At 46.1% G+C, this 24,613-nt stretch carries 23 protein-coding genes and 1 tRNA gene; 9 read left to right on the forward strand and 15 right to left on the reverse strand.

Annotated elements, in window-relative coordinates:
- Positions 1–114 precede the first annotated feature (114 nt).
- Positions 115–399 (forward strand): type II toxin-antitoxin system HigB family toxin, encoded by a 285-nt coding sequence (locus CHA6605_RS28030; RefSeq protein ID WP_015162729.1) that lies wholly within the window; start codon positions 115–117, stop codon positions 397–399.
- Positions 396–803, forward strand: a complete 408-nt coding sequence (locus CHA6605_RS28035) for a helix-turn-helix domain-containing protein (protein ID WP_015162730.1) — start codon at positions 396–398, stop codon at positions 801–803. The genes CHA6605_RS28030 and CHA6605_RS28035 overlap by 4 nt, the downstream gene beginning before the upstream one ends.
- Positions 804–927: 124 nt before the next feature.
- Here CHA6605_RS28035 and CHA6605_RS28040 read toward each other — a convergent pair whose 3' ends face one another.
- The 8 genes from CHA6605_RS28040 to CHA6605_RS28075 all read right to left on the reverse strand — a co-directional run bounded on the left by CHA6605_RS28040 (position 928) and on the right by CHA6605_RS28075 (position 10,470).
- Positions 928–2,649, reverse strand: coding sequence for an ABC1 kinase family protein (locus CHA6605_RS28040; RefSeq protein ID WP_015162731.1), 1,722 nt, complete (start codon positions 2,647–2,649; stop codon positions 928–930).
- 19 nt (positions 2,650–2,668) lie between these two features.
- A complete protein-coding gene (locus tag CHA6605_RS32115) occupies positions 2,669–4,636 on the reverse strand; it encodes a GAF domain-containing sensor histidine kinase (protein WP_198288409.1) in 1,968 nt (655 codons plus the stop codon).
- Between the two features lie 187 nt (positions 4,637–4,823).
- Positions 4,824–6,194, reverse strand: coding sequence for a glycosyltransferase family 2 protein (locus tag CHA6605_RS28050; protein WP_015162733.1), 1,371 nt, complete (start codon positions 6,192–6,194; stop codon positions 4,824–4,826).
- A 240-nt stretch (positions 6,195–6,434) separates the two neighbouring features.
- Entirely contained in the window at positions 6,435–6,686 is a 252-nt protein-coding gene (locus tag CHA6605_RS28055; RefSeq protein ID WP_051038988.1) for a DUF6335 family protein, read from the reverse strand.
- 95 nt (positions 6,687–6,781) lie between these two features.
- Positions 6,782–7,780, reverse strand: coding sequence for a GntR family transcriptional regulator (locus CHA6605_RS28060; protein ID WP_015162734.1), 999 nt, complete (start codon positions 7,778–7,780; stop codon positions 6,782–6,784).
- Positions 7,781–8,152: 372 nt separating this feature from the next.
- Entirely contained in the window at positions 8,153–8,932 is a 780-nt protein-coding gene (locus tag CHA6605_RS28065; protein ID WP_041550137.1) for a TrmH family RNA methyltransferase, read from the reverse strand.
- Between the two features lie 157 nt (positions 8,933–9,089).
- A tRNA-Leu gene (locus tag CHA6605_RS28070) sits at positions 9,090–9,173 on the reverse strand.
- Between the two features lie 175 nt (positions 9,174–9,348).
- Positions 9,349–10,470 carry a pentapeptide repeat-containing protein gene (locus CHA6605_RS28075; protein WP_015162736.1) on the reverse strand — a complete coding sequence of 374 codons (1,122 nt, stop codon included), beginning with the start codon at positions 10,468–10,470 and terminating at the stop codon, positions 9,349–9,351.
- Positions 10,471–10,579: 109 nt separating this feature from the next.
- On the opposite strand from CHA6605_RS28075, the gene CHA6605_RS28080 reads away from it, so the two are divergent.
- Both CHA6605_RS28080 and ndk read left to right on the forward strand, forming a co-directional pair.
- Entirely contained in the window at positions 10,580–11,296 is a 717-nt protein-coding gene (locus tag CHA6605_RS28080) for a hypothetical protein (protein WP_015162737.1), read from the forward strand.
- Between the two features lie 230 nt (positions 11,297–11,526).
- Positions 11,527–11,976 carry a nucleoside-diphosphate kinase gene (ndk, locus tag CHA6605_RS28085; RefSeq protein WP_015162738.1) on the forward strand — a complete coding sequence of 150 codons (450 nt, stop codon included), beginning with the start codon at positions 11,527–11,529 and terminating at the stop codon, positions 11,974–11,976.
- A 174-nt stretch (positions 11,977–12,150) separates the two neighbouring features.
- Here ndk and CHA6605_RS28090 read toward each other — a convergent pair whose 3' ends face one another.
- Positions 12,151–12,378, reverse strand: a complete 228-nt coding sequence (locus tag CHA6605_RS28090; protein ID WP_015162739.1) for a DUF370 domain-containing protein — start codon at positions 12,376–12,378, stop codon at positions 12,151–12,153.
- 164 nt (positions 12,379–12,542) lie between these two features.
- On the opposite strand from CHA6605_RS28090, the gene CHA6605_RS28095 reads away from it, so the two are divergent.
- Positions 12,543–14,324, forward strand: coding sequence for an Rqc2 family fibronectin-binding protein (locus tag CHA6605_RS28095; protein WP_015162740.1), 1,782 nt, complete (start codon positions 12,543–12,545; stop codon positions 14,322–14,324).
- 79 nt (positions 14,325–14,403) lie between these two features.
- Here the strand turns inward: CHA6605_RS28095 and clpS are convergent, their stop codons facing one another.
- A complete protein-coding gene (gene clpS / locus CHA6605_RS28100) occupies positions 14,404–14,688 on the reverse strand; it encodes an ATP-dependent Clp protease adapter ClpS (RefSeq protein ID WP_015162741.1) in 285 nt (94 codons plus the stop codon).
- 142 nt (positions 14,689–14,830) lie between these two features.
- Between clpS and CHA6605_RS33310 the strand changes: the two genes are divergently transcribed.
- On the forward strand, positions 14,831–16,732 hold the full coding sequence (locus CHA6605_RS33310) for an immunity 49 family protein (RefSeq protein ID WP_015162742.1): 1,902 nt from the start codon (positions 14,831–14,833) through the stop codon (positions 16,730–16,732).
- 398 nt (positions 16,733–17,130) lie between these two features.
- Here CHA6605_RS33310 and CHA6605_RS28115 read toward each other — a convergent pair whose 3' ends face one another.
- Positions 17,131–17,424 carry a hypothetical protein gene (locus CHA6605_RS28115; protein ID WP_015162743.1) on the reverse strand — a complete coding sequence of 98 codons (294 nt, stop codon included), beginning with the start codon at positions 17,422–17,424 and terminating at the stop codon, positions 17,131–17,133.
- Between the two features lie 116 nt (positions 17,425–17,540).
- Positions 17,541–18,224 (reverse strand): lysozyme inhibitor LprI family protein, encoded by a 684-nt coding sequence (locus CHA6605_RS28120; protein ID WP_015162744.1) that lies wholly within the window; start codon positions 18,222–18,224, stop codon positions 17,541–17,543.
- A 276-nt stretch (positions 18,225–18,500) separates the two neighbouring features.
- On the opposite strand from CHA6605_RS28120, the gene purN reads away from it, so the two are divergent.
- A complete protein-coding gene (gene purN / locus CHA6605_RS28125; protein ID WP_015162745.1) occupies positions 18,501–19,127 on the forward strand; it encodes a phosphoribosylglycinamide formyltransferase in 627 nt (208 codons plus the stop codon).
- A 63-nt stretch (positions 19,128–19,190) separates the two neighbouring features.
- Here the strand turns inward: purN and CHA6605_RS28130 are convergent, their stop codons facing one another.
- A complete protein-coding gene (locus CHA6605_RS28130; RefSeq protein ID WP_041550142.1) occupies positions 19,191–19,868 on the reverse strand; it encodes a DsbA family oxidoreductase in 678 nt (225 codons plus the stop codon).
- 147 nt (positions 19,869–20,015) lie between these two features.
- Positions 20,016–21,149, reverse strand: coding sequence for a cob(I)yrinic acid a,c-diamide adenosyltransferase (locus tag CHA6605_RS28135; RefSeq protein WP_015162747.1), 1,134 nt, complete (start codon positions 21,147–21,149; stop codon positions 20,016–20,018).
- 303 nt (positions 21,150–21,452) lie between these two features.
- Between CHA6605_RS28135 and CHA6605_RS28145 the strand changes: the two genes are divergently transcribed.
- Together CHA6605_RS28145 and CHA6605_RS28150 are read left to right on the forward strand one after the other, a co-directional pair.
- Positions 21,453–22,724: a valine--pyruvate transaminase gene (locus CHA6605_RS28145; protein ID WP_041548513.1), complete on the forward strand. Its 1,272-nt coding sequence runs from the start codon at positions 21,453–21,455 to the stop codon at positions 22,722–22,724.
- A gap of 173 nt (positions 22,725–22,897) precedes the next feature.
- Positions 22,898–23,473: an REP-associated tyrosine transposase gene (locus tag CHA6605_RS28150; protein WP_015162749.1), complete on the forward strand. Its 576-nt coding sequence runs from the start codon at positions 22,898–22,900 to the stop codon at positions 23,471–23,473.
- Between the two features lie 638 nt (positions 23,474–24,111).
- Here CHA6605_RS28150 and CHA6605_RS32120 read toward each other — a convergent pair.
- Positions 24,112–24,609, reverse strand: coding sequence for a pentapeptide repeat-containing protein (locus tag CHA6605_RS32120; protein ID WP_232432148.1), 498 nt, complete (start codon positions 24,607–24,609; stop codon positions 24,112–24,114).
- Positions 24,610–24,613 lie beyond the last annotated feature (4 nt).

Raw genomic sequence — 24,613 nt, forward strand, 5'->3', positions numbered from 1 at the left:
CCGTTGGCATAGCTGATGCTCGAAACAAGAGTCTACCTAAAATAAGTACGGTAATTTGCAAACATTCAATCTCAAAATGAGATATAATTACTATATTGGGGTATTCTCAAGTAAATGCACATCATCAGCCGCAAAAGACTACTGGAGTTTGCAAAAATTCATGCCGACTCAGAAACACCACTGGATACCTGGTATAGAATCGCCAAAGCAGCCGAATGGCAAAATCTCGTAGAGCTTAGAGAAGCATATCCCTCTGCCGATTTAGTGGGTATTTATACTATCTTTAATATCAAAGGAAATCACTATCGATTGATAGGTGAAATCAACTATCGCAGTGGCACTATTTTTGTCAGAGATATCTTAACCCATGCAGAATACGATAAGGATGAATGGAAATGACAATTGCTACATTAGATAAAGAATATGCCCAATTGTTGGCAGTCGTACAACCAAAGGTAATCGAAACAGAAGCAGAAAATGAATTTTATTTATCAGAAGTTACTAAATTGATGCGGTTGGGTGACGCAATATCTCCAGCGCAAGAGCGGTTACTCAAACTATTGGTGAATTTGATTGAAAGTTTTGAAAGTCAACACTATCAACTTAAACCAGCTACTTCGTTGGAAATTCTAACTGAATTGGTACGCGATCGAGGACTAAAACAGAAGGATCTCTTACTAGTATTTGGTTCTCAAGGGGTAGCTTCAGAAGTGCTTAATGGTAAGCGTGGGATTAGCAAATCTCAGGCTAAGGCACTAGGTGAATTCTTCAAGGTTTCCCCCTCACTATTTTTTGACAACTAACACTAACTTTATTGCATTACCAACGCTATGTTGATTCGATCGATCGGTCGCGCGATGAAATATCCGATCGACATTCTTCTTCAATCGCGATCGACTCTGCATTCAATTTTCGCTTGTCACCCCTTCAGCTAAACAGTCTAAATTTAACAATCAGATTGAGGAAAAAATACAGCCACATCAATCCACATATTCCTGCGAATCCTAATAAAGTTAAAGACCATACTGGCTGAGTAGCTGTTAATAAGATTGCCCCGATCGCACTAAATCCAGCCAAGCTAAAAGATAAGAGGTTATAAATAATTAGATACAGTCGTTGGATCGATCTATCTGCTGCTTGCGATCGAAGTGAGAGTTCGAGTTCGCGTTGCTCTAATTGTTCTTTTAAGCTGCGAATTAATAGTTTATTAGCACTAGGTTGAGTAAGTTTATATTTAATGTAACTAACTGCTTGCCTGCCAAATTTAGTAATGACGTTACCGCTTTCGGCAACTGCCACGCTTCTGATAAAAGGTTGAGCGGCAGCAACTAAATTATATTCTGGATCCAATGTCCGCGCGATGCCATCGAGGGTGGATAGAGCTTTGAGAATAAAGCTCATTTCTGGCGACATTTTAAATGGTTGCTGGATAAACAGTGCGGTTATTTCACTCTTAATCCGCTCGAATTCGCGCACATCTACTGGTCGTTCGGTAAAGCGTTCGAGGAGGAAGCCAATTACACGTTTAATCGGACGCATATCTTCGACGCGTTCGATCAATCCTAGTTCGATTAAATTATTAGTAACTGCATTTTCATCCTTCTTCATTACCGCCCAAAAAGTCTCGATCGTCCGCTCGGTAGAGATTTCTTTTAACTCCACCATCATGCCAAAGTCGTAGACGACTAATTTCCCGTCGGCGGCAATTGCCATGTTCCCTGGATGCGGATCGGCTTGAAAAAATCCATCTACTAATAATTGTTGGAGGTAGCAACAAATACCCAGTTGATTGATTTTTTTGGGATCGAAGCCACAGGCTTCTAAGGTAGCGCGATCGTCAATCTTGATTCCAGGTAGATAACTCATCGTCAATACCTGAGCTGTCGTGTACTTCCAGTAAATTTCCGGCACAGTTATCGACTTGTGTTCGCTAAAATTAATCCGAAATCGATCGGCATTCTGGCCTTCTTGGGTATAATCGATTTCTTGAAATAGCAGTGTAAAAAATTCTTGATAAATCGCGCGCAGTTCTGCCGATCGCTTTTTGGGCAACAAAAGTTCTACCCACCACAATAAGCGGTCGATGACCTGAAAATCTAATTCAAATAGTTGTCGCAATCCCGGACGTTGTACTTTAATTACAACATCTGTCCCCGTCCGCAATTTGGCACGATGGACCTGTCCCAAGCTCGCCGCTGCTAAGGGAATCGGATCGAAATAACTGAATAATGTTTCGATGGCTGCGCCGAGTTGGGTTTCGATAATTTCGATCGCCGCATCGACGCTAAAAGCTGGAACGCGATCTTGTAATTGACTCAGAGCCTCCGTATAAATCGGTGGAAAAAAGTCAACTCTTGTCGATAAAGATTGACCGATTTTAATAAAAGTTGGCCCCAACCCGATCGCGGTAGTAACTAATTTTTGAGCGCGCCGACGGTGATATCGCTCGTTTTTAGTTGGCAATAAAACATCTCGCAACAGCGATAGTCCCAAGGAAATCGCTGCCGTAAAGATATCGAATTGTCTGGCTAGAGGCGAATATTTGGCTCTTTGCCAGCGAAACTGCATCGCAGAAGAGTGAATCTGACGGGTAGGGGCTACCGATGGAGATAAAACGGGTAGTTGGCGTCGCGATCCAAGTCGCCGCATAGTAACTTGCTTCCTCAAGCTAGTGACGATCGAGTACGGTAGGGATGGCGATCGTGAAACTGGTTTTGGCTACCGCTGGCTGCACAATGCTACTAGTCACGCTAATCGTCCCTTGAATGTGTTCGACCATCGATTTTACCAAAGATAAACCCAAACCCGTCCCGGCGATCGCTTGTTGAGTAATACCAGCTCCGCGCCGAAATCTGTCGAATAAATTCGGCAGATCTTCATCGGAGATCGGCTTGCTCAAGTTGGCAATCTGAAATATTATCCGCTCTGGCTCGACCGTTAGCAAGACTTCTACCATCGTATTGGGGAGGGCAAATTTCCCAGCATTGATCAGTAATTCCTCTACAATATGGTTGAAACTGTCGGCATCGGTATCGATTTGGGGCGATACTTGTGGTAAATACAGTGCCAATTCCAGCGATTTGCTATCATCCCATCGATCGGCAACCAGCGTTGCCTGCTCGGAGATAAATTGATTGAGCGAGATCCGTTGGGGGCGATATTCTACTTGGCGGGTTTCAAATTGTTGAAATTTGAGCAGATCGTTAACGAGTTTGATTTCGCGCTGACATTGCTCGTCGAGAATATCCAAATACTGCTCGCGACGCGCCGGATCGACATCGACTTGACGCAGCATTTTGATCGCCAAAGACATGCTAGTTAGCGGCGTCCGTAACTCATGACCGATCGTACTGATAAACTCGTCTTTGAGTTCGTTGGCTTGGCGTAATTTTTCCATGCGTTTGCGACCGACATCGTGTAACTTGGCTTGAAGTTGCAGACTGGTTTGAACTTGGGAGGTGCGATTGGCGACTGCGTTACGTGCTTGCTTGAGAGCTTTGCGGTGAATTCTTGCCAGCGCGATTTGATAAATCTGGCACTGAAGCAGATTTAATTCGACAGGATGCCAATGGCGAGAACGATTGGTTTGGAGCACCAGCCAGCCCCAAACGGGCTGTTTGGGCTGTCGATGGCCACTAGTGGCACCCATGAGCGGAATCATCACCATACTCGGCAATCGATCGGCTTGAAAGATCAGTCGATCGGTTGGCGTGCCCAGATCGTTGCCATCAAAAATCGTCGGATTGGGGGCATTGGCTAAAGCTGTTTTGCAAAAGTGCGACTCCTCTAGCAAAAAAGATGATGGTAAAGGCTGACTCAGCAGATTGCCTTTGCGATTGTCGATCGTCGTGACGATCTGAATTTGAGTTGTAGTTTTGGTGGCTCCTGGCGATACTAGTGCTGGTGCTGGCGCAGTAGCTGGTTCGGCGAGCGGGCGATCCCATTCGGAGATTTCTAACGAGTCATCGGCTAAATGGGCGGCAACTAGGGTTTCGCTGTGGGCGGCTGGCTGTTTGGAAGTATCGCTAGCTTTGAGTGTTAGTACTAGTCCGCGATTTAACTTTAAGCCTTCTACCATATCAGCAACCGCAATCTCAAATAGTTTGTCGATCTGCTGGTTTTCGACAACTGCTTGAGTGAGGCGATAATGCAATTTTGGATAAATTTGCGAAATATCTGCTTGCACCTGAAGATCGCGTTCGAGCAACCCGATGCCAATAAAATCAGCCACAACCTGAAGGACTAATTTGGCTTCTTCGTACCACTCCACCCCTTTAGTTGCCACTACCAACCCACCAATTACCTGCCCTTGCGCGCAGAGTTCAACGACCATTACCTGATAATCTGGCAATAGTGGCATCCGCCACAACATTGGCGTCGCTGCTGTTGGTAGTGGATAGTTGGTTAATTGATTAGTAATAGAGTTGGCACGATGGCTGACACAGGCACTAGCAGCGACACGAAATACCCCTGGCGAGAGGTATTGCACGATCCAACAGCCATCTGCTGCGAAGTTGTTAGCTACCGATCGAGCTAAAAGAGGTAGCATTTCTTGGCGATCTTCGGTAGCAGCCAGAGGCTGAACGATCTGAAGAATGCGTTGTCCGAAATAATCAATTTCGCGGGAATCCTGCATGAGTAATCGATGCGCCAGCGGCAAAGCTACGCGAACGGGTGAGCGGAGGTAGACAGACCTACCCATTTATTGTCCCACACTGTTCGATTTACAGATGATGGTCTAAGTAAGGATCTATCTAACTATACCAAGTATGCCCACAGATAAAGCTGTAGTTAGTTTTTTGAACTTTTAGATTTTAAAATCGTTAGAGATCGGCTTGTCTGAGGGTTTTGACCCATTTGAGTCGCTTGGGTAAAATGGCCATCCGCGCGATCGCCAAGGGCATTACAATCAGCCAGTGTAATATGAACATCGATCCGATTGCCGTTTGCACTACTAATCTACCGATACTCTCGGTACGCTTTTCGGTCGCTGCGCCCAGATCTTCAGCTTGTCGATAACTACGGCGCAATCCTACCCAAATGCCCCACAACGGCAGCGCAACCCCCAATGAAGCCGTCATTGGCAGTAATAATGGCGGATGTTTGAGCCAAAATGCCATAATAAAATCGGGAATTCCGGCAGGTGGCAGTAAATATTGAATCGATAAAAACGAGAGCAAATCGAGCGTTTTTTTAGTACCCATCCGATTGCTGGCGATCGGTTCCCAATAGTCGAGATACCGTTGAAAGCCGCCCTCTGCCCAACGGTTGCGTTGATGCCACAAGGCTTTGACAGTTGTAACTCCTTCTTCGCCGACTGGAGGATAGGGCATTAACGCGATGTCCCAACCAGTTAAGTGCAATCTAATTGTCAGATCTAAATCGTCGGTAATTGTTTGCTCGTTCCAACCATCGCAATCTGTTAGAGCTGTACGGCGGACAAACTGACCGTTACCGCGTAGTTCGCCGATGCCCCCGCTACTCGTTCGTTGTTGCTGGAGATAAGCGTCTAGAGCCATTTCTGCTCGCTGTCCGCGCGTGAGAAAATTAGTCTCGCTATTGGTAATCGCCTTGCGTAATTGGATCGCGCCAACTGTCTCATTCTGAAAATAAGCCAACACTCGATTCAAAAAATCGGGCGTAACTTTGGCATCGGCATCGAAGACACCGATAATCTCGCCCTGCATCAGCGCGAGTACTTGATTGAGCGCGCCCGATTTACCGCCAGAATCCCGATCCGTGCGATGTAGAACTTGCAGTTGGGGATATTTTTGAGCCAAATCGTCTAAGATTTCTGGAGTGCGATCGGTACTATTATCGTCGATCGCCCAGATCTCATAACGATCGGCTGGATAGTCCAGACTACAGAGATTTTCGACCAGATTGGCAATTACTGCGGCTTCATTCTTGGCCGCAATTGCCATTGAAATAAATGGATATGTCTGCGGCGGGATTAATATTTGCGGTGGAGCTACTTTAGTTGCCACCAATCTCAATGCCCGCCAGCAAAAGACACTGGAGATGCCCCAGGCAATTAAATATCCCCAACTAATTAGATGTAATGCGGCAACGCCCAGCCACAACCCCCCCAAGATCGTCGCCGCTTTGAGTCGTCGATAGCCCATTCCCACAGACCAGTCGATCGGTCGCTGAGTTGGGTTTTCAATAGTTAACGGCAAGCTACGATCGGCCATGTTGAAGGGGAGAGGAGTAAATAAATAGTAACTAATAAAAATAGAGCTAAGAGTAAACTACGCCTTGTTTAGTGCGCTCTCATGCTCTCATTTACACATCTTAACCTGACTGAGCCTGACTAGGAACAGTAAATCTCGATACTATATTGCTACTTTTTTACTTGACTTGCTATGCCGAGCTATGAATGGTGTTAACCAGCGATAACTCTGCCGCCGCTCCGCTCCAAATTGACATCGATCCTAGCTATCGGCTACTGAGTCGGGATCTAATTCCCACCGATCTCGATCGCGCTGTTCGATCGTTTCCTCGATCGCGATCGGGGTATCATCATCAAAAGTAATTCCTGCCGCTGCTGCCAACTCTTCAGTGTCATTTTGACTGGGCATAGCGGTGGTACCGCCAACTGCTTCGTCGCCATTTACCTCATCGCGATAAGCATCCTCGTCATCCAGTTCTCGATCTGTTAATGAGTCTAATTGTGGGTCTTGCATATACTCATTCCTCGCAGTTTAACTGCCACTAGCTAATCCGATCGATTTAAGCATAGCTAAATCGCTAGCTAAAGTTATCTTTCTAAAGGCAGAATCTAGACTAGCCCAAGTTCGCGTTTGAGGAGATTGATAGATTTAACACCGATATAGCTTTCGCTTTCGACGACTTGGGGAATGCGGATTAAATCGTCGCCAGCAGCCTCGATCGCTTGATGGACGATGTTTAGACTGGCTTTATCACTAATGATGGTGTGAGCGCGGCGGATAGTGGCATTGAGCTTATAATTGTCCTTGGTTTGACAAGCCATCACTAATAGATCGTCGCCGCGCATACTATGTACCATCATCTCGGCGACGGCAAGAATGCCCCCACTGAGGCTGACGATCCCGACATAACTATTTTTAGGTAGCGTTTTAACTAGAGCTAGTTCTTTTTCGTAATCTTGAAGATCGACGGGAATGACGCGGATCGATCGAGGTGCGACGACTTCGCTAGCGGCTAATTTTGACTCGACACTGCCGATATGATAGCGACTGGTAACGATTGTCGCCGCCCTAGATTGTGCTAAGTGGGCTTCCAATTTATCCAGCGTGACTAATTGCACGGGAATTCCTAGCGATTGTTGTAATTCCTGCAACATCAATTCTCCAGCCCCAGTATCGTTTCTGGGCACTGTGACAAATACCCTAGCACTACACCGCCACCGCCAATCAATTTCGGTCAAAAATAATTCCCGCGCCTGGTTGAGCGAATAACCTTGAGCGAGCAAGGTATTAAGACTTTGGGAAACTAAATCGAGTGCAGACAGACGCGGATCGATCTGTGAATCGACGACTAGATGGTTGCTTTCATGTCCTAACGAGCGGACATAGATTCCCGAACCGGGGACGGATTCGACTAAGCCAGTATGTTCGAGTTGACTGTATACTTTACCGATCGTATTACGGTGCAATCCCGTCTGCATCGCTAATTGGCGCGTACTCGGCAACCTATGTCCGGGCGAAAATTGGCGCGAGGCGATCGCAAACAACATTTGATCGTACAGTTGTTTCGATACGGGAATTTCACTATCAGTTTGGATATGGAATTGCATCGGTAAATCGGTTGACAGTTGGTAGTTGCAGCTTACGAGCCAAAGAAAACGCTAGCTCGCCAGACAGTTGCCATAAATGTTAGAGAGAAACCTCTAAACTACTGACATACTCCAAGCCGCTTCTGTCAGAAATCTATAATTTGTTCGCCTTACGTTATCAGAATACCCCGACGATCGACTCAGGTTGATATCGAGAGTATTTTACTTCCATCTATAGCAACGTCTTCAGTCAACTTCACTCTTCACTCGATCGATTCCGCATAGCAAGACAGACGAAAATATTAACGATCGGCGTAGAGCTAAAGGGTACCCACAAGGGGCAACCCTACAGATGATTTGTAGGGTTGCCCCTTGTGGGTACCCTCCGTTTATCTAACTCCGCTGTTGTCGGCGTACTTCATACAGCATTAGAGCCGCCGCAGTGCCAACATTTAATGATTCTACAGTCGCAGACATCGGGATCTTCACCTGTCGATCGGCCAAGGCTGCCAAATCTGGACTCAAGCCCGCACCTTCATTGCCTAATAAAATCAGTGTGGGCGATCGCAAATCGACATCCCAGTAGCTAGTCTCGGTATGAGAAGTCGTCGAAATTACCCGCACTCCTTGCTGTTGGTAACTCTTAACCAGTTCGGCAAGATTGTCACTGACGCCCATCGCCAGCCGAAACCATTGTCCGGCTGAGGCCCGGAGTACCTTGGGATTGTCCAAATCGACGCTATCGTGACTTACCCACAAGCCATCGACACTTGCTGCCGCTGCGGTGCGGATGATGGTGCCCAGATTGCCAGGATCTTGAATAGTTGCTAGAACGAGCGTTAAATTTGCCCGCAGCGGTGGTTTGGCAAATGCCAATCGCGGTGCTGTCGCGACGATGCCATCGGGATTGACAGTTGTCGCGATCGATTTGATGACTTCATCACCGACTAATTCTAATCGATCGCAACTGTCAGAAACGAGCGACCATAATTCTGGATGACGCTCTTGCCAAGTAGGGGTGCAACAGACAGTCTCCAAGGGATAATTGACGGCACAAGCCTCCTGAATTAGATGAGTGCCCTCTAATAAAAATAACTGCGTTTCTCGTCGCTCTTTGGGGCTGTGGAGCTTTTTGATTTGCTTGATCAGTGGGTTTTGGGTACTGGTTAACATAGCTAGTTTGGCGGGGAGCGACTCACTCCGGTCGGGTTCTCCGACCATGAAAGTGAGTCAAGACAGCGGAGAGTTGAGAGTTGGGAGAAATAATATAAATCGGCCAACACCGTAATGTTGGTGTTGGCCGATTGTAGAAGTTAAGAGTAAAAACAAATGCGCGACCCGAGACTCGAACTCGGAAGTCCTTGCGAACACTAGAACCTGAATCTAGCGCGTCTACCAATTCCGCCAGTCACGCAAACTTAGATGGCTTTTCAACCAGCTATTTATTATCTGAGATGTTTTGGGTATTTGTCAAGGTCTGTGTGGGGATTTTGCTGCTTGTTTTTGGGTGGGAAGTTGGAGGGGGGAGCGGGGAGCGGGGAGTGAGTCGATCCCCGCCAAAATAGTAACTAGATTTACACCGTAGAATACTAGTGTTTCTTCAGGGGTAACTTACTGGCAATTCCTTCACAGCCGCCAGGAATTGTCGATCGAGATTTTTCGCCACACCACATGCAGCAATATTTGCGTTGTTCTTCAGACATTTCTTGGACGTTAGTAAAATCGGCATTTTCGACCACGGCCCCTGTAAATTCACCCGTGGTATAGTTGGGGATTTCGTTGCGGCTGCGGGGACTGGCAAGTTCGGCAGTGCCGTAAAACAAGCGCGTACCTTTGACATCCGCACCGCTCAAGTTAGCTTCATATAAAATGGTGCGCGAGAAATTGGCTTTGACGAGATCGCAGCCGCTGAGATTGGCACGAATTAAATTGGCATCGCTGAGATCCGTCCACCGGAGATCGGTTTGGGCGACATCGGAACCTGCAAGCATTACCCCCAAATCGATGACTCGTACTCCTTGCAACCGATCTTCATCGTAACCGCCATCACCATCTAAAATCGCTCTGCCCAATCTGCGATCGCGTCTGAGTGGCGTCAGCAGCTTAGATTGAGATAAGAACCGGAGCACTTTGGCTTTCCCGGCGGCGTCGATACTACCGAGTAACGCTGCCGTGCGTCCCGCTGCAAAGGCTTGTTCTTGCGGCCAATCTTCAAGGAAACCATCATCATCTAATACCAGATCCGAGATCCCCTGAAAATAGGTATCGATCGTTTGCTGTTGAGTGAGGACATTTTGTTGGGTCGTCAGACGATTTTGCTCGATCGTCAGGTCGCGAGAGATAATATATTGCCGCCATGCAATATATACTGCTAGGATAGCAATCAAAATCTGACCGAATGCGCCACCCCATTCGCCCGATGCACCGACAGCATTCCAATCGATGCGATCGGAAAAGCTACCGATATACTCAAAAAATTCTAAAATCTGAAGCAAGCCCACCAGCGCGATCGTGACGGTAATCGAGGCGACTAATTGTAATCTTTGCGCTGGCGACAGCGAATCTAGCAATTCCTGTCGAACGCCTCGATAGATAATTGGAAGAGATAATACTAGTGCGATCGCACAACCTGCTGCGGCAATCCAGGTGTTATTGAGCCATAATCCGAACACCATAATGGCGATCGCTATCAGATTTCCCCAGATTGTCATGTTCTATGCAGAATACCTAGTTTATAATGTCAAAATATTTCGATATTTTAGACTATATCATGTCATAATAACATTTTTTGTTCGTATTGAAAGGATTAGTTTTTAAAAGATGCAGAAACTTATATTTAAGTTATTGGGTGTACTTTTAGTTGCGACAATCGGCGGTGCCTATTATGTTTGGCAAGAAGCAATTAAAGTACCAGAAGAATATGCCCAAGCTAGTGCGGACGATAATATAGATAGTCAATCTCTACCATTACAGCCAAGTCAAATTACCGAACGAGCGGCACAGAGTCAGAAAAAGATCGTAGCCCCGATCGAACGTGCCAAAACGGGCGAAAAAGTCAATGTTAAACTTAGCAATAGAGACCTCAATAATTTAGTAGTAGCTAAAATCGCTAAGACTCAACAAAATAAGCAAATTCCAACTGGAATTAAAGGAATTAAAACCAATATCAAGGACGGCAAAATTTATACAGGGGCGATGGTCAATTTAGACCAACTAGTCCGCAATAGTAGTCCGGGTAGCCAAACGGCTGCTTTGGGCAAAATCACTAACAAATTAACATTTTTAAAAGGTCGAGATGTGTATGTTGGTATTGTTGGCAAACCAACAGTCGATGGCAGTCAAATTAAGTTCTCTCCCGATACTCAAATCAAGATCGGTAATATGAATTTTACCATTACCCAGCTTGCCGAAAATCTCGGCGTAGCCCCACAAAAACTCCAACAAGCGATCGATCTCCACATCCAACAACAGAATTTTAAAGTCAATCGCGTCAATGTCGAAAATAATGGACTCGCGATCGAGGGAGCGAAGAAGTAGTTGATAGTTGATAGTTGATAGTTGATAAACGATCGTGACACAAAGCTCGATCTTTATACTCTTAGGTAATTTTTAAAAACTAGTGTCGGGATTTGGCGATCGGATTGCAATCGTGGTGACGATTTGCACGATAAGCTCCGCTAACGATTCCGGTGGCGTTTAACGTGGCGCGCGAATAGAACTATAATGGGCGGTTGGCAAGTCTATCTATAATTTTTTAGGAGTTCACGGTGGAACGGACATTTATTGCGATTAAGCCCGACGGGGTTCAACGTGGGTTGGTTGGTGAAATCATTCGTCGTCTAGAAACAAAAGGCTTTACCCTCGTTGCCTTAAAATTATTGCACCCCAGCCGCGAATTAGCCGAACAGCACTATGCAGTTCACAAAGAAAGACCTTTTTTCAGCGGTTTAGTTGATTTTATTACGAGCGGGCCAGTAGTCGCAATGGTCTGGCAAGGCGAGGGCGTCGTCGCTGCATCCCGACTGACGATCGGTGCGACCAATCCTTTAGTATCTCCTCCAGGAACGATTCGCGGCGATCTCGGTATCAATATCGGACGCAACCTGATTCATGGTTCCGATGCAGTGGAAACCGCTCAAAGCGAGATCGCACTGTGGTTTAAGGAAGAAGAATTAGTCAGTTGGTCGCCTACAGTTTCGCCTTGGTTGTCAGAGTAATTAGGTATTAGGTATTAGGTATTAGGCTTTAGGCTTTAGGTATTAGGTATTAGGTATTAGGTATTGGGCGTTAGGAAGCTAGAAGAACGCTTGCGTCCTAATGCCTAAATTCTAAATAATAAATACTAGAGCCTAAAGCCTAAAGCCTAAAGCCTAAACCCTAAAGCCTAACGCCTACCCCTGAATCCGGCTCGCGATCGTTTCCGGCTGAATTGCCGACAAAATCACATGTCCCGAATCCATAATTAATACCGCACGCGTCCGTCGTCCGTAAGTACCATCGATTAATTGTCCGCGTTCTCTGGCTTCGCTAATATTCCGTCTGATCGGAGCCGAATCGGGACTGACGATCGCGACAATGCGCTGTGTCGAGACAATATTTCCAAAACCAACATTAACCATAAATTAGGGGATAGGGAATAGGGGATAGGGGTTAGGGATGAAAATGCAATTTTCTGTCCTTCTGCTCATGTATAAACCACGCTAATAGAATTACGCTAATAGTTAAGAGTCGGGATATTGCTTTTAACTATCCCCGGTCCCCTATTCCCTATCCCCTAGACTAGATGCAACAGGTTGACTTCACGACATTAACTGCGGCGGTACGGGAGTTACAATCAGATTGGGTCCCCGCACGAGTCGAAACTGTCTACCAACGAGATCGATACACCCTCGCGCTCGGATTGCGTACCCTCGATAAACGTGGCTGGATCGCTATCTCCTGGCATCCTCAAGCCGCTCGAATCGTTATTACCGATCCTCCACCCCGAATTCCCGATACGTTTACCCTCAGCCAGCAATTGCGCTCCGTGTTGGGAGGATTGGCGATGACGGGGATGGAAATGCCAACCCCATGGGAAAGATTGGTACGGCTGACATTTGCCACCAGACCGGGGGCTGAGGCTCTGTATTATCTATATGTAGAACCGATCGGCAAATATAGCAATCTCACGCTGACAGATGCGGATAATTTAATTATTACCACCGCGCATCAAGTTAGCAATAAACAGTCTAGCGTGCGGACGATCGAGACTGGCAGACCTTATGAAGTACCGCCATCTTTAACCGATCCGATGCCTAATTTGGAAGAACCGATCGATCGCTGGATCGATCGAGTCAGTTTGATTCCTGACAAGCTCAACCAACGACTCGTCAAGAGTTATCGCGGTTTGAGTACGATCCTCGTCAACGAACTAATTACTGCCGCCGCACTCGATCCTATCCAAACTACCGATACCCTCTCTCGATCGGACTGGGAAAAGTTATTTGAATACTGGCTAAAATGGCTCAGAACCCTCGATCGAGTCTCAGGATATGGATTTCATCCTCATTTGACCGATAAGGGCTTTAGCGTCCTGGGATGGGGCGATCTGGGTACTCCGGTAGCTACAGTCAACAAAGCGATCGAGACTTACTATACACGAATACTCGATCGAGAAGCATTTACCCAACTCAAGCATCAACTTACCCAAAAATTAAGCACGATTTTAGCTAAGTTACGCCTTAAAGCTAATACCTTCAAGACCAAATTACAAGAGTCAACCGGAGCCGATGAATATCGTAACAAAGCCGATCTATTAATGGCACATCTTCAGGATTGGCGATCGGGAATGAAACAAATCATTCTCAACGATTTTGAGACAGGAGAGCCAGTCAAGATCGAACTCGAACCCGAAAAAAATGCCATCCAAAATGCCCAATTTCTCTACAAACGCCACCAGAAACTCAAACGTGCAAAACTCGCCGTAGATCCCTTATTGGCAGAAGTTCAAGCCCAGATCGATTATTTAGAACAAGTCGAAGAAAGCATTCTCCAGACAGAAGAAGACAGCAATAATGCCCGCGAAATGCTTCAGACGCTCTTAGAAATTAAAGAAGAATTAGTCAATACTGGCTATTTTCCTACACCCGTTCGCGGAGCTTCCCCTTTAGGGAATCGATCCACCAAAGCCGAACTCGCTGAAACCAAACCCCGCGTGCTGAAAACTCCCAGCGGCTTTGAATTACTAGTCGGACGCAACAATCGTCAAAACGATTTACTCACTTTTAAAATTGCCACAGACTACGATCTCTGGTTTCACGCACAGGAAATAGCAGGCAGTCATGGGTTATTAAGAATTGCGCCTGGTGCGGTAGCTCAGGAAGAAGATTTACAATTTACAGCTAATGCTGTAGCTTTCTACAGTCGCGCCAGACAAAGCCAAGCAGTTCCGGTAGTATATACCGAAACCAAACACGTCTATAAACCCAAGGGTGCAAAACCCGGAATGGTAGTCTACAAGCACGAGCAAATTATTTGGGGACATCCGCAGAATCTGGCGGCAAGTATAGATCCAGGGCATCCATAAAGGACACCCTTACAAAAAATCATCCCTAAATTCAGCAACGCTAAATACTTAATTTAGCCTAAAACCGAAAACCTAAAGCCTAATCCGCTGGCTCGATCGTACTAGTCAAACCGTGACTTTTAAGGACATCAGAGTAATGTTCGGCATGTTCTTGGTTGCAGGTAATTACTAGGGCCATTCCATATTGATGGGCTTCCATCATAATATTGATAGCTTGAGGTGCTGAGAGATTGGGGATGGTAGTTATCAACACCTCGACGACATGTTCCATCGCATTGAAGTCATCGTTGTGGAGCAAGACGCGATAATTAGGCGCGAGCTTACGGGCGGTTGAAGATTTTTCGATCGTTTCTGTATAGCTCATGTTCTCACAGTTGATAGTTGACAGTTGGTTTTCGATCGCTATGGGGATCGAACCCGACGAGCGTTACTACAAAGCAACTTATTTACTAACCTATTTTACCCAATTGACAATCGGATTTTAAGACAGATTGAGATTTCTCACTATGATTGATTTTCCCAACAGAGATCCCTTGAGTATCGCTCTCTCCCTGTGGAACATCGGACTAGTCTCCGAGACAGCATTGATGGCTTGGGCGGATGCTCGAATTCTGGATCGAGTGCAGCCATGCCCCGATCTGCTCGAACTTGCCGCCAGTGGTGCCCAGTTATGTCTCCAGCGCGATTCGATCGAGAGTCGTCCCTTTCCGCTAACTTTCGTTGAAGAATTTGCTTTGCGATCGCATCTGCTGGATTTGTCGGACGCTCGATCGACGATTCATTTCATTGACTGGGTTTCGCGCAACTGTGGCGGGGAAGATCTCGAACATCCTGTAGTACTTTTCGTTTATGAACTCGACCATCTGTACTATGAGCTTGACGATTTACCTGCTGCGATCGAGTTGCTACGATCGGAATTGCCGCTATTGTTACCAAGTTGTGAGATAGTGGCATCTGCATTTCTAGAGCAAGTACCAGATCTGGTGCTAATCTCGCCCACAGGCGATGCCAATGAGGGGCAATCGGCACCGATAAATGAGATCGATCGACATCCGATCGATCTCACACCAGCAGCAATTCGCCAGCTCCTCAACCACATCGAAATCGAGCTACTCCCGTTGATGCTGGCTGGATTCGAGCGCAACCCACAAGCGATGCTCGGTGGTTCGCTGCGGGAGCTACACAACGCAATTGGCTATGCTGTCGCGCTCGAACTTCCCCATGTAGAAATACAGCGTTATGTGAATTTATTTCATACTGTTGCGCTCTGCCATTTGCGGTTCGGTACGGGAGATGCGCCATTTACGGCGAATATCGATGGTAATATGCTGGATTTTATGCCCGAAGCTCATTCGGAACGGATGGGAGTAGATACTTGGGCAGATGCCATTCATGCTTGTGCGATCGTTGGCGATCGCGATGGAATCCGTCTGCTGACAACGTTCGACGAAGATGTGTTCGCGGATTCTGACGGTGCCTGCTCGCCATTCGATCTGGCTTATTATCGCTTTTGGGTGGATTTTAGCAATGGTGGGCAAAATACGGCAAAATTGTTGGATTTGGCAATCGCGCTAGCGGCACAGGAAGACAATCTGAGGGGAAAATTTGTCAACTCGATCCGCTTACCCGAACTACGATTGTTAGAGGCGATCGGGCGTGGAGATACACGAGCCTTTCACGAGCGAATATTGAATGCTCTCGCCGCTCACAAACAGTTCTGGAGCCAACCGAGTCATGTTTTGCAGCCTTCAGGCTGGGTTGCCTTCCCACTACTGGCGGCTTGCGCGATCGCCACATGTTGGCAGGATTTCTCGATCGCCAAGCGCACCACCAAGGCGATCGATGTTAAATCAGATTATTTACCGCAGTTTATGATTAATCATCGTGCCGATCTCCTGACGATCGTTCGTTGTCAAACTTGCAATCGATCGAGCGATCTGACATTACAAGCCGAGCGATTTTGGTGTGCGTGGTGTCAAAATTGGGCGACAATTCAACTCGATCGAGTTAAAGATCTGGAGATCGATCGCATGTTAACTTTACCGCAACTCGCGTCTCAGCACTCGACACAAATCCCGCTCCAACCATTGCGAATTCCGACGGGATGGCATGTTGCTTATAATAACGGCTTGTTTGAAATCGACCCATTACCAGAATTATTCGCTGATGAAAATCCCTGGTGGATCTTTAAAGAAGATATGCTGCAAATGTACAACGAGCGATTTAATCGACTACTCGATTTGGGCTGGTATCCAGAAGGTGATTTAGTCGCAGGTAGTTATGGTTTGGTCGTCTATGAAGGTGATTTTAGAGGACGGCTCCTATACGAATTTAGAACGCGCGATCGATTAGAACTGGTTGCAGAAATCGAACGATTACTATCGGAAATTTGTCAAGAGAAATTGTAATAGTCTTTAATAATATTCGATTGCGATCGTGATAACTTATTTACAAACTCAAACTTCAGTGGGTAATTACAACTTTCGTCGTGCTAACAGTCGGTATCTATTTGATGGATAAATAAATACATTCCGATTGCTGCGATCGAAATTTTGGTGATATATTATTTTTTTAATCGATCGTGTCCAAAATTCATGAGATCGACTGCGCTCTAGTTAAAGACAACACTAAAATACCCGATATATTTTTGAGTGTAATTGGCGATCCGTTTGGCCTGATGATTTTAATTGGGAACCGAAACTAAAATAAAAACATCTACTCTAGGTGAAACTGGAGTAGATCTAAAATTTAACAGCGAGCTGGCACAAAATTGAATCGTAACTCAATCGCTCTTGCTAGTTCGGACTTACAAGACTTTGATGCAGCCATTTTTAATTTCAATTTTGGAATCATCGGTAATATCAACTTTCCCACATGAAGTCTCGATAACAGCTTTTCTGCCACTACCTTGAATAGTGGAAGCCGATGTTGTGCTACCGTTAAATGTTACTTCTTTAGTCATTCCATCCATTTGGACTTTGAAGACGTATTTTTGCGATTCTTTATTATAATATTTGATATAAACACTAGCAAAGGAAGAACTTGGAAGTAGCAGGATCGGCATTGCGATTAGCGACGCGAGCAAGAATGCTTTTTTCATACGTAATTTTCGCGATTTTCAAAATCGTTATTAAGTCAAGTATGAATATATTTTAATCTTCATTTTTTGATTTTAAATCCGCGATTCTACGGATATTTGTAACGATCGACTATCGATTAACGAACGCTCATCATTTCCTGAAGCTGACGCAGCCGCGTTGCGGAAAGACGTCGATCGCACTGTGTAAATCTTCGAGTATCTTTGGTAAAGCGTACTGCTTCAAATCGACATTGCTGCAAGCGATAGCGATGCCAATAGACTCGATCGGAGCTATTGTTTGATTCAACCTCTACTAACTTTGAAGAGATATCTATTGCTGTCAAATGTTGAAGATCGGCAATACGATCGAGCGTTACATTACTCAGACAATTATGATAGAGTAACGGTACCATCGAACCATTACCAAATGGCTCGATTACTTCTTGACAATGCGCCGACCGAAACTGAAGCCAAGTTTTTTCTGTAATTGCTAGTCGTGCGCGATCGCGAGGAGAAATTTGACGCGATAGCTTTCGATAGATGCTTGATTTTAACTTATCCACATTTGTCGAGCGCGCGATCGCGCAACGATTGAGCGCAAGTTGTCCGGTATCGACACAATTCGATGGTGGAACTAACGATTCAGCCCGGACAATAGTCGGGTTTAGTCCAATTTTCATCGCTACAATCGCAGCCAAGATCGCCAATCCAAAACTCAAAAATCGCACGCACAACTTAACCAGATTGAAAAAACTGCTCCTAATTAATGCTTCACGTTCGATCGCGATTATTTCGGAGGAGTTGCCGAATTGCCCGCGCATTGTTTAGAGCGACCAATACTTCTTTTGTTAATCTTAAAAATAGCTAGTAGTCTACGGCGCAAATAAGGTTACTATTTTGCGGGGAGCGGGGAGCGGGGAGCGGGGAGCGAGACAAGACAAGACAAGACAGACAGGCGGACTTCGAGGGCTAGCTGCGATTTCAATCGTCAGCAGTTCTGAAGCTGGGTGCGAAAAATCTTAATTTCGATCGCACGACGATTGAGAAATGCTATAACAATCTGGGGCACTTTGCTCGATCCTCACCCGCAACCATTCATGACCGATACACCCAGCCTCATCTCACCCACACCCACGACGATCGCGCACGATCGATCTCCACTTATCCTTGGTATTATGGCATCGGGAAGCGGTACTAACTTTGAAGCAGTCGCCCGATCGATCGCTAGTGGTAATTTAAATGCTAAGATCGCCGTCTTGATTCATAATAAGCCAGGAATTAAAGCGATCGATCGCGCGCACCAGCACGGTATCCCCACCGTATTTCTCGATCATCGCAATTATCCCACCCGCGAAGAACTCGATCGAGCGATCGTCGATACTTTTCAGGCTCATCAGGTAGAATTCGTGGTGATGGCTGGCTGGATGCGAGTGATTACCCAAATATTAATCGATGATTTTCCCTCGCGAATTATCAATATTCACCCCAGTTTACTACCCAGTTTCCCAGGCATTCACGCGATCGAGCAAGCCCTCGCTGCAAAAGTCAAAATTACTGGCTGCACGGTACATTTAGTCAGTCTCGAAGTCGATGCTGGGCCGATTCTCGTTCAAGCTGCCGTGCCAGTTTTAGCCGACGACACGGCTGAAACGCTGCACGCACGGGTGCAAATTCAGGAGCATCTAATTCTACCGCAAGCGATCGAAATCTTAGCCCATCAATGATATTAGGGAAGATAATTCGGCGTGAATTAATTCAGGGCTAATTTTCTAGAAGAGGCGATGTTTCTAGCACCAAGATTGCTCTCCGGGTGGGTTGTGCAACAACTCACGAATATTGGCTTCGATAACTCGATAGCCGACATTGCCATTGAGTCGCTGTCGTCCTTCATTAAAAATCAGCGTGGGGCTGACTGTAACTGTATGCTCTTTTGCTAGGTCAAAATCTTTAGATAACCGAGCGTATGCCGCACCACTATCAATTCGATCTTGAATTAGATCGATCGGTAATCCTAATTTTTTAGCAATTGCAAATTGCACCTGGCGATCGGAAATATCCGCTAGCTCAGTAAAAAATGCCGATCGAAATTCCCAAGTTGCTTTTTCAAATACCCGTGCCGATTTATCTACCAAACCATCGATTTCTAGTAGTTGAATCGCATGGAGAAACAAATGACAAGATGTCGAAGAAGCTGGCGTCACCTGCGTCCACACATCGGGATGAACGGTAATATGGTCGAAATTGCGCGCAGCAGCCAGAACGTGCGCGCTATATCCTGCCAATCCACCGCGATCTTGCCATCGCTGCTCCAACTTTTCACGAGCGTTACCAAAGACGGGGACAAAGTGGTGCTCGATGTCGATCTTGTCTTGAAAAGTTGCTTGCAACTCATCCAAACGCACCTGTGCGATATAAGCCCAAACGCACAGAGCATCAGAAAAATAAATAATCCGAATTGGTTCCATAACGGTGCCCATTAGTAACGCAAGTTGCTAGTGATTGTTTGTTGGCGATCGAAGGCTTTAAAGATTAGGTATTATGCGTTAGCGGCACCTCTACGCCCATGAATATTCCCTAAAGTCTAAAGCCTAATCCTCCCAAATGACGGGCGATTAAAAATCTACACCTCTACGCAAATCTACACCTCGATCGGCATAATGTTTGTGACAGATCATTTCGGAGTGGACGCTGGCAATATTAAAGTAGGCGGGTGTATTAAAGCAGCGTCCGGTAATAATTATCTGAGTATCTTGCGGCTTATTCACGAGGCTGCGAACGATCGGTTCTTGATCGAGGAGATCGAGGTCTACAGTGGGGTTTAATTCGTCGAGAATGATGGTCTTATAGAGTCCAGATGCAATCGCACTACTAGCGATTTCCCAGCCCCTTTGTGCCTCGATATAGTCGATATCTTGTTGTTTGCCCCGCCAGACGATCGTATCGCCACCACAGCGATGGCGATCGACTAGTTGCGGATAACTTTTCTTTAAAGCATCGATCGCGGCATCTTCAGTGTAGCCACTACCGCCCTTGAGCCACTGGACGATTAGCACGCGATGGGATTCGTCTTGACTGATACCTTTGCCGATCGCTTGCAGAGCTTTACCCAGCGCACTGGTAGACTTACCTTTACCATCCCCTGTATAAATTTCAATCCCTTCAATCCCCTGCGCTGCGGCTTCGGGATGATAGTGAGCCTTCATCTCAGAATGGAGATCGGCAATCTCGATTAGCTGTGCGGGTGCATCGCGCCCAGTGACGATAACTTCGAGGTGAGCGGGTTTCGATTGCAAAATTTCGACGACTTCGGCAATCGGGAGTAAACCTAAGTCGAGAGTGGGGCTGAGTTCGTCCAGAACGATGACAGAATATAGATCTGAATAGATCGCACCTTTAGCCACCGTCCACGCACGATGGGCTTCGGCTCGATCGAAATCGGTCACTTCCTCTTTACCAAAATATTCAGATCGCCCAGTTCTGACTCGATCGATCAAATGCGGGAAACTCTTTCTCAATGCCGCGATCGCCGCATCTTCATCATAATCGCGTTCGGAGCCTTTCAAGAACTGAAGTAATAAAATCCGCGTATCCGCACCTGCTTCAATCCCCAACCCGATCGATCTCAATACTACCCCTAGTGCTGCTTGAGATTTCCCCTTCCCCGCCCCATCGTAGACGTGAATTTGTCCTACCGCACGTTCTTTCCGCTTGGTTGCCGTGCGAATCCCAATCCCAACTCTAGTCACTGATTTTTACTCCCAATCGATCGATAATATCGGCATTTGCTGCTCGTCTATCTTACAACAAGGTCTTGGATGTCGAGGGAAAATGTTTGAGGGGGGAGCGGGGAGCACTTCGACTACGCTCAGTGTAAGCGGGGGAGATGGGGAGATGGGGAGAACGCAGTTCCAATCCAAAATCCAAAATCCTGCTTGGTGCAACACATGTGGCGGAAACCTCCGCGCGATTGCATCCGCAAAATCCAAAATCTCCAGAGGGTTGTTTATAATAGCGTTAACATTTGCTCGCTCGATCGCCACATTATTACTATGAACCTCGCACTATCTCAAGTCGGTAATCAAATGTCTAATTTGACTGGCGTTCGCGCCATTATGAAAGACATTCAGGAAACTCTCGCCGCCAGAAAAGGTGAAGAATTTATCAATCTCAGTGCGGGTAATCCGGTGATTTTACCTGAGATCGAGCAAATGTGGCGAGATTATACCCATGAGTTGTTAGATAGCAAAGATTATGGCGAGGTTGTCTGTCGGTATGGTTCGAGTCAGGGCTATCAACCATTAATCGATGCGATCGTTAATGATTTTAATCATCGCTACGGCCTCAATTTGACCGCTAGAAACGTCTTAATTACTCCTGGCAGTCAAAGTTTATATTTCTATGCAATGAATGCTTTTGGCGGCACTACAGCGGCGGGGCAGATGAAGCAAGTAGTTTTACCGCTGAGTCCCGATTATACGGGTTACGGTGGGATGGCGATTGCCCCAGAGTCAGTCTTGGCCTACAAGCCAACTTTAGATACAGACGCCGCCAATCATAGTTTTAAATATCGTCCCGATTTCAGTCAGCTCCAAATTGGCGAAGATACTGGTTGCGTCCTTTTTTCTCGTCCTTGTAATCCCACGGGTAATGTTTTGACAGATGAAGAAGTTCAAAAAATTGCCGCACTTGCTGCTAATTACGATGCACCAGTACTGATCGATTCGGCTTATGCACCACCATTTCCCAGTCTAAATTTCACCGAAATGACCCCGATCTTTGGGGACAATATCTTGCACTGCATGAGTCTTTCTAAAGCCGGATTACCTGGCGAACGCATCGGCATTGCCTTGGGTAGTGAAAAATTCATCGGCATTTTGGAATCCTTCCAAACCAACATGTGCATCCACTCGTCTCGCTATGGACAAGCGATCGCGGCTAAAGCGATTGCTAGCGGTCGATTGGCAGATTTAGCAACAACAGTCATTCGCCCTTATTACCAACACAAATTTACCGTTTTAGAATCCGGATTAGCCAAGTTCATGCCCCAGGATCTGCCCTGGTTTCTCCATCGCGGTGAAGGGGCAATTTTTGCCTGGATGTGGTTCCAAGATCTGCCGATAACTGATTGGGAGTTATATCAAGCTCTCAAACAAGTCGGGATCATCGTCGTACCGGGTAATTCGTTCTTCCCCGGATTGCGCGAAGATTGGGCGCACAAGCACCAATGTATTCGGATCAGTCTCACAGCTAGCGATACGGATATCGATACCGCGATGGAGCGTTTAGCCACCGTTGTGACGCAAGTTTATCGGGGGAAGTAGGGAATAATCGTAGGTTGGGTAGAGCAACTTGTGCCGATCGTAGTGAAGTAATCCAAACCTCACAGCCTCGATCTCGATCGCTATTGTCAGGCTTCAAGTAGTCTGTAGACAATGGCTCGTTCGCGTAGCGTACCGTAGGTAATCGAACTAGCCGATCGATGGTAATAAATCCTATGCCAGCATACCGCCGTGCTAATATCCCTGGCAGCACTGTATTTCTCACTCTCATTACTTACCAACGACGTAAGTTATTTCTCAACCCCACCAATATCGACAGCTTGAGACAGGCTTGCGCGATCGTCATGGCAGAGAAACCTTTCGCGATGGATGCTGCCGTTATTTTACCCGAACACATTCATTTTTTGTGGACGCTACCACCTGACGATCCCGATTATTCTTATCGTGTCGGACGGATGAAGGTGTTATTTACTCGTGCTTTGCGTGGGGCAAATAATTTACCGGAGGATGTCTGTGAGTCGCGCAAGAAGCATCGGGAATCGGATGTTTGGCAAAGAAGGTTTTACGAGCATACGATTCGCGATGAGGTGGATCTTCGCAAACATTTGGATTATTTACATTTCAATCCGGTGAAGCATGGGTTGGTGAAATGCGTTCATGATTGGGAGTATTCAAGTTTTCATCGCGGGGTGAAGCGGGGCGAGTACGATGTAAAGTGGGGTTGTCAATGCGGGGATAATAATTTCACACCACAAGTCGCAAGTTTAATGAATTTAGAAATGGGTGAATAAGATTAAAATCATGTAGGGTGGGCACTGCCCACCATCACCATTGTCGATTTAGCAAGATAAGTATTTGGAGCGATTATCTTTCAGACAGGCTGTGCCTAACGGCAGGCTATCGCCAACGCTAACGAGAGTGAAACAATGCAGTATTTTTTGGTTTAAGCTCGATCGATTAGTGTAGAGATTATTCGATCGCATAGCGTACCGGAGGTAATCGAATTAAATAGTACCATTATCAAATTAGTAATATAAATATTTGGATTTATTTAATATCGATCGATTATTGTAGAGATTGCTCGATCGAACAGTTTAGATGCTTATTGCTTCGGCTATACATGTGCTGTGGGCAGTGCCCACCCTACTAGCTCTGCACACCAACAATATTTTCAATTTAAGAAGATAAATATTTGGGTGTTTAATATCAATCGATCGGTGAAGGGATTACTCGATCGCATAACGTAGGCGATCGATAAAGCAGTCAATTTAGATTATTGAATATTGCGTAGGGTGGGCAGTGCCCACCAACTTCAATCTCAATTTAGCAAGCCAAATATTTGGGTATTTAATATCGATTGCCTACGGCACGCTTTGCGAACGATTAGTGAAGAGAATGCGATCGATAAAAGCAGTTTAAATTCTTTTGGCTACGGCTCTACATGTGCTGTGGGCAGTGCCCACCCTACGTTTCTGAGCAATTCTCCATTGGGGAGAGTAATTTGTCCACAGGGAATACTCTTAATATCAAAACCAATAGCACCAGTCAAGTCAGCAGGACCCAAAACAGTTTCATCATCAGCGATAATACCTTCCAAACAGGCACTTTTCATATTGACACCATTGAAAGTAGCTCTATTCATGTTGACTCCACGAAGGTTAGCCCCTTCAAAGTCAGAGTCATAGACAGTTCTCCTACAGAAGGTAGCTCCTTCCAAGTTAGCTCTTCGGAAATTACAGTTGGTAAGAACACTGGCTTCGAGAGAAGCTCTAGTCAAATCAGCACCCTCAAAGGTAACTTCGACAAATCCACAACCACCCAAGTTGACACCAACCAAATTAGCTCCACTGAAGTTAGCTTTAACAAATTGGCAGTCTTGAAAGCTACATCTCCGTGGATCGACACTACTCAGATCAACACCACTCAAATCG

It is taken from the genome of Chamaesiphon minutus PCC 6605, assembly GCF_000317145.1.
GTDB classification, from domain to species: domain Bacteria; phylum Cyanobacteriota; class Cyanobacteriia; order Cyanobacteriales; family Chamaesiphonaceae; genus Chamaesiphon; species Chamaesiphon minutus.

Bases quoted from the DNA above. Each gene is read 5' to 3' on its own strand.
- CHA6605_RS28080 (WP_015162737.1), top strand. From the start codon at position 10,580: ATGCAGAAACTTATATTTAAGTTATTGGGTGTACTTTTAGTTGCGACA.
- CHA6605_RS28090 (WP_015162739.1), bottom strand. From the start codon at position 12,378: ATGGTTAATGTTGGTTTTGGAAATATTGTCTCGACACAGCGCATTGTC.
- purN (WP_015162745.1), top strand. From the start codon at position 18,501: ATGACCGATACACCCAGCCTCATCTCACCCACACCCACGACGATCGCG.
- CHA6605_RS28050 (WP_015162733.1), bottom strand. From the start codon at position 6,194: ATGGCCGATCGTAGCTTGCCGTTAACTATTGAAAACCCAACTCAGCGA.
- CHA6605_RS28030 (WP_015162729.1), top strand. From the start codon at position 115: ATGCACATCATCAGCCGCAAAAGACTACTGGAGTTTGCAAAAATTCAT.
- CHA6605_RS28075 (WP_015162736.1), bottom strand. From the start codon at position 10,470: ATGACAATCTGGGGAAATCTGATAGCGATCGCCATTATGGTGTTCGGA.
- CHA6605_RS28055 (WP_051038988.1), bottom strand. From the start codon at position 6,686: ATGCAAGACCCACAATTAGACTCATTAACAGATCGAGAACTGGATGAC.
- CHA6605_RS28130 (WP_041550142.1), bottom strand. From the start codon at position 19,868: ATGGAACCAATTCGGATTATTTATTTTTCTGATGCTCTGTGCGTTTGG.
- CHA6605_RS28040 (WP_015162731.1), bottom strand. From the start codon at position 2,649: ATGCGGCGACTTGGATCGCGACGCCAACTACCCGTTTTATCTCCATCG.
- CHA6605_RS28095 (WP_015162740.1), top strand. From the start codon at position 12,543: ATGCAACAGGTTGACTTCACGACATTAACTGCGGCGGTACGGGAGTTA.
- CHA6605_RS32115 (WP_198288409.1), bottom strand. From the start codon at position 4,636: ATGCAGGATTCCCGCGAAATTGATTATTTCGGACAACGCATTCTTCAG.
- CHA6605_RS28115 (WP_015162743.1), bottom strand. From the start codon at position 17,424: ATGAAAAAAGCATTCTTGCTCGCGTCGCTAATCGCAATGCCGATCCTG.
- CHA6605_RS28060 (WP_015162734.1), bottom strand. From the start codon at position 7,780: ATGCAATTCCATATCCAAACTGATAGTGAAATTCCCGTATCGAAACAA.
- CHA6605_RS28145 (WP_041548513.1), top strand. From the start codon at position 21,453: ATGAACCTCGCACTATCTCAAGTCGGTAATCAAATGTCTAATTTGACT.
- CHA6605_RS28150 (WP_015162749.1), top strand. From the start codon at position 22,898: ATGCCAGCATACCGCCGTGCTAATATCCCTGGCAGCACTGTATTTCTC.
- CHA6605_RS28065 (WP_041550137.1), bottom strand. From the start codon at position 8,932: ATGTTAACCAGTACCCAAAACCCACTGATCAAGCAAATCAAAAAGCTC.
- CHA6605_RS33310 (WP_015162742.1), top strand. From the start codon at position 14,831: ATGATTGATTTTCCCAACAGAGATCCCTTGAGTATCGCTCTCTCCCTG.
- CHA6605_RS28120 (WP_015162744.1), bottom strand. From the start codon at position 18,224: ATGCGCGGGCAATTCGGCAACTCCTCCGAAATAATCGCGATCGAACGT.
- clpS (WP_015162741.1), bottom strand. From the start codon at position 14,688: ATGAGCTATACAGAAACGATCGAAAAATCTTCAACCGCCCGTAAGCTC.
- CHA6605_RS28035 (WP_015162730.1), top strand. From the start codon at position 396: ATGACAATTGCTACATTAGATAAAGAATATGCCCAATTGTTGGCAGTC.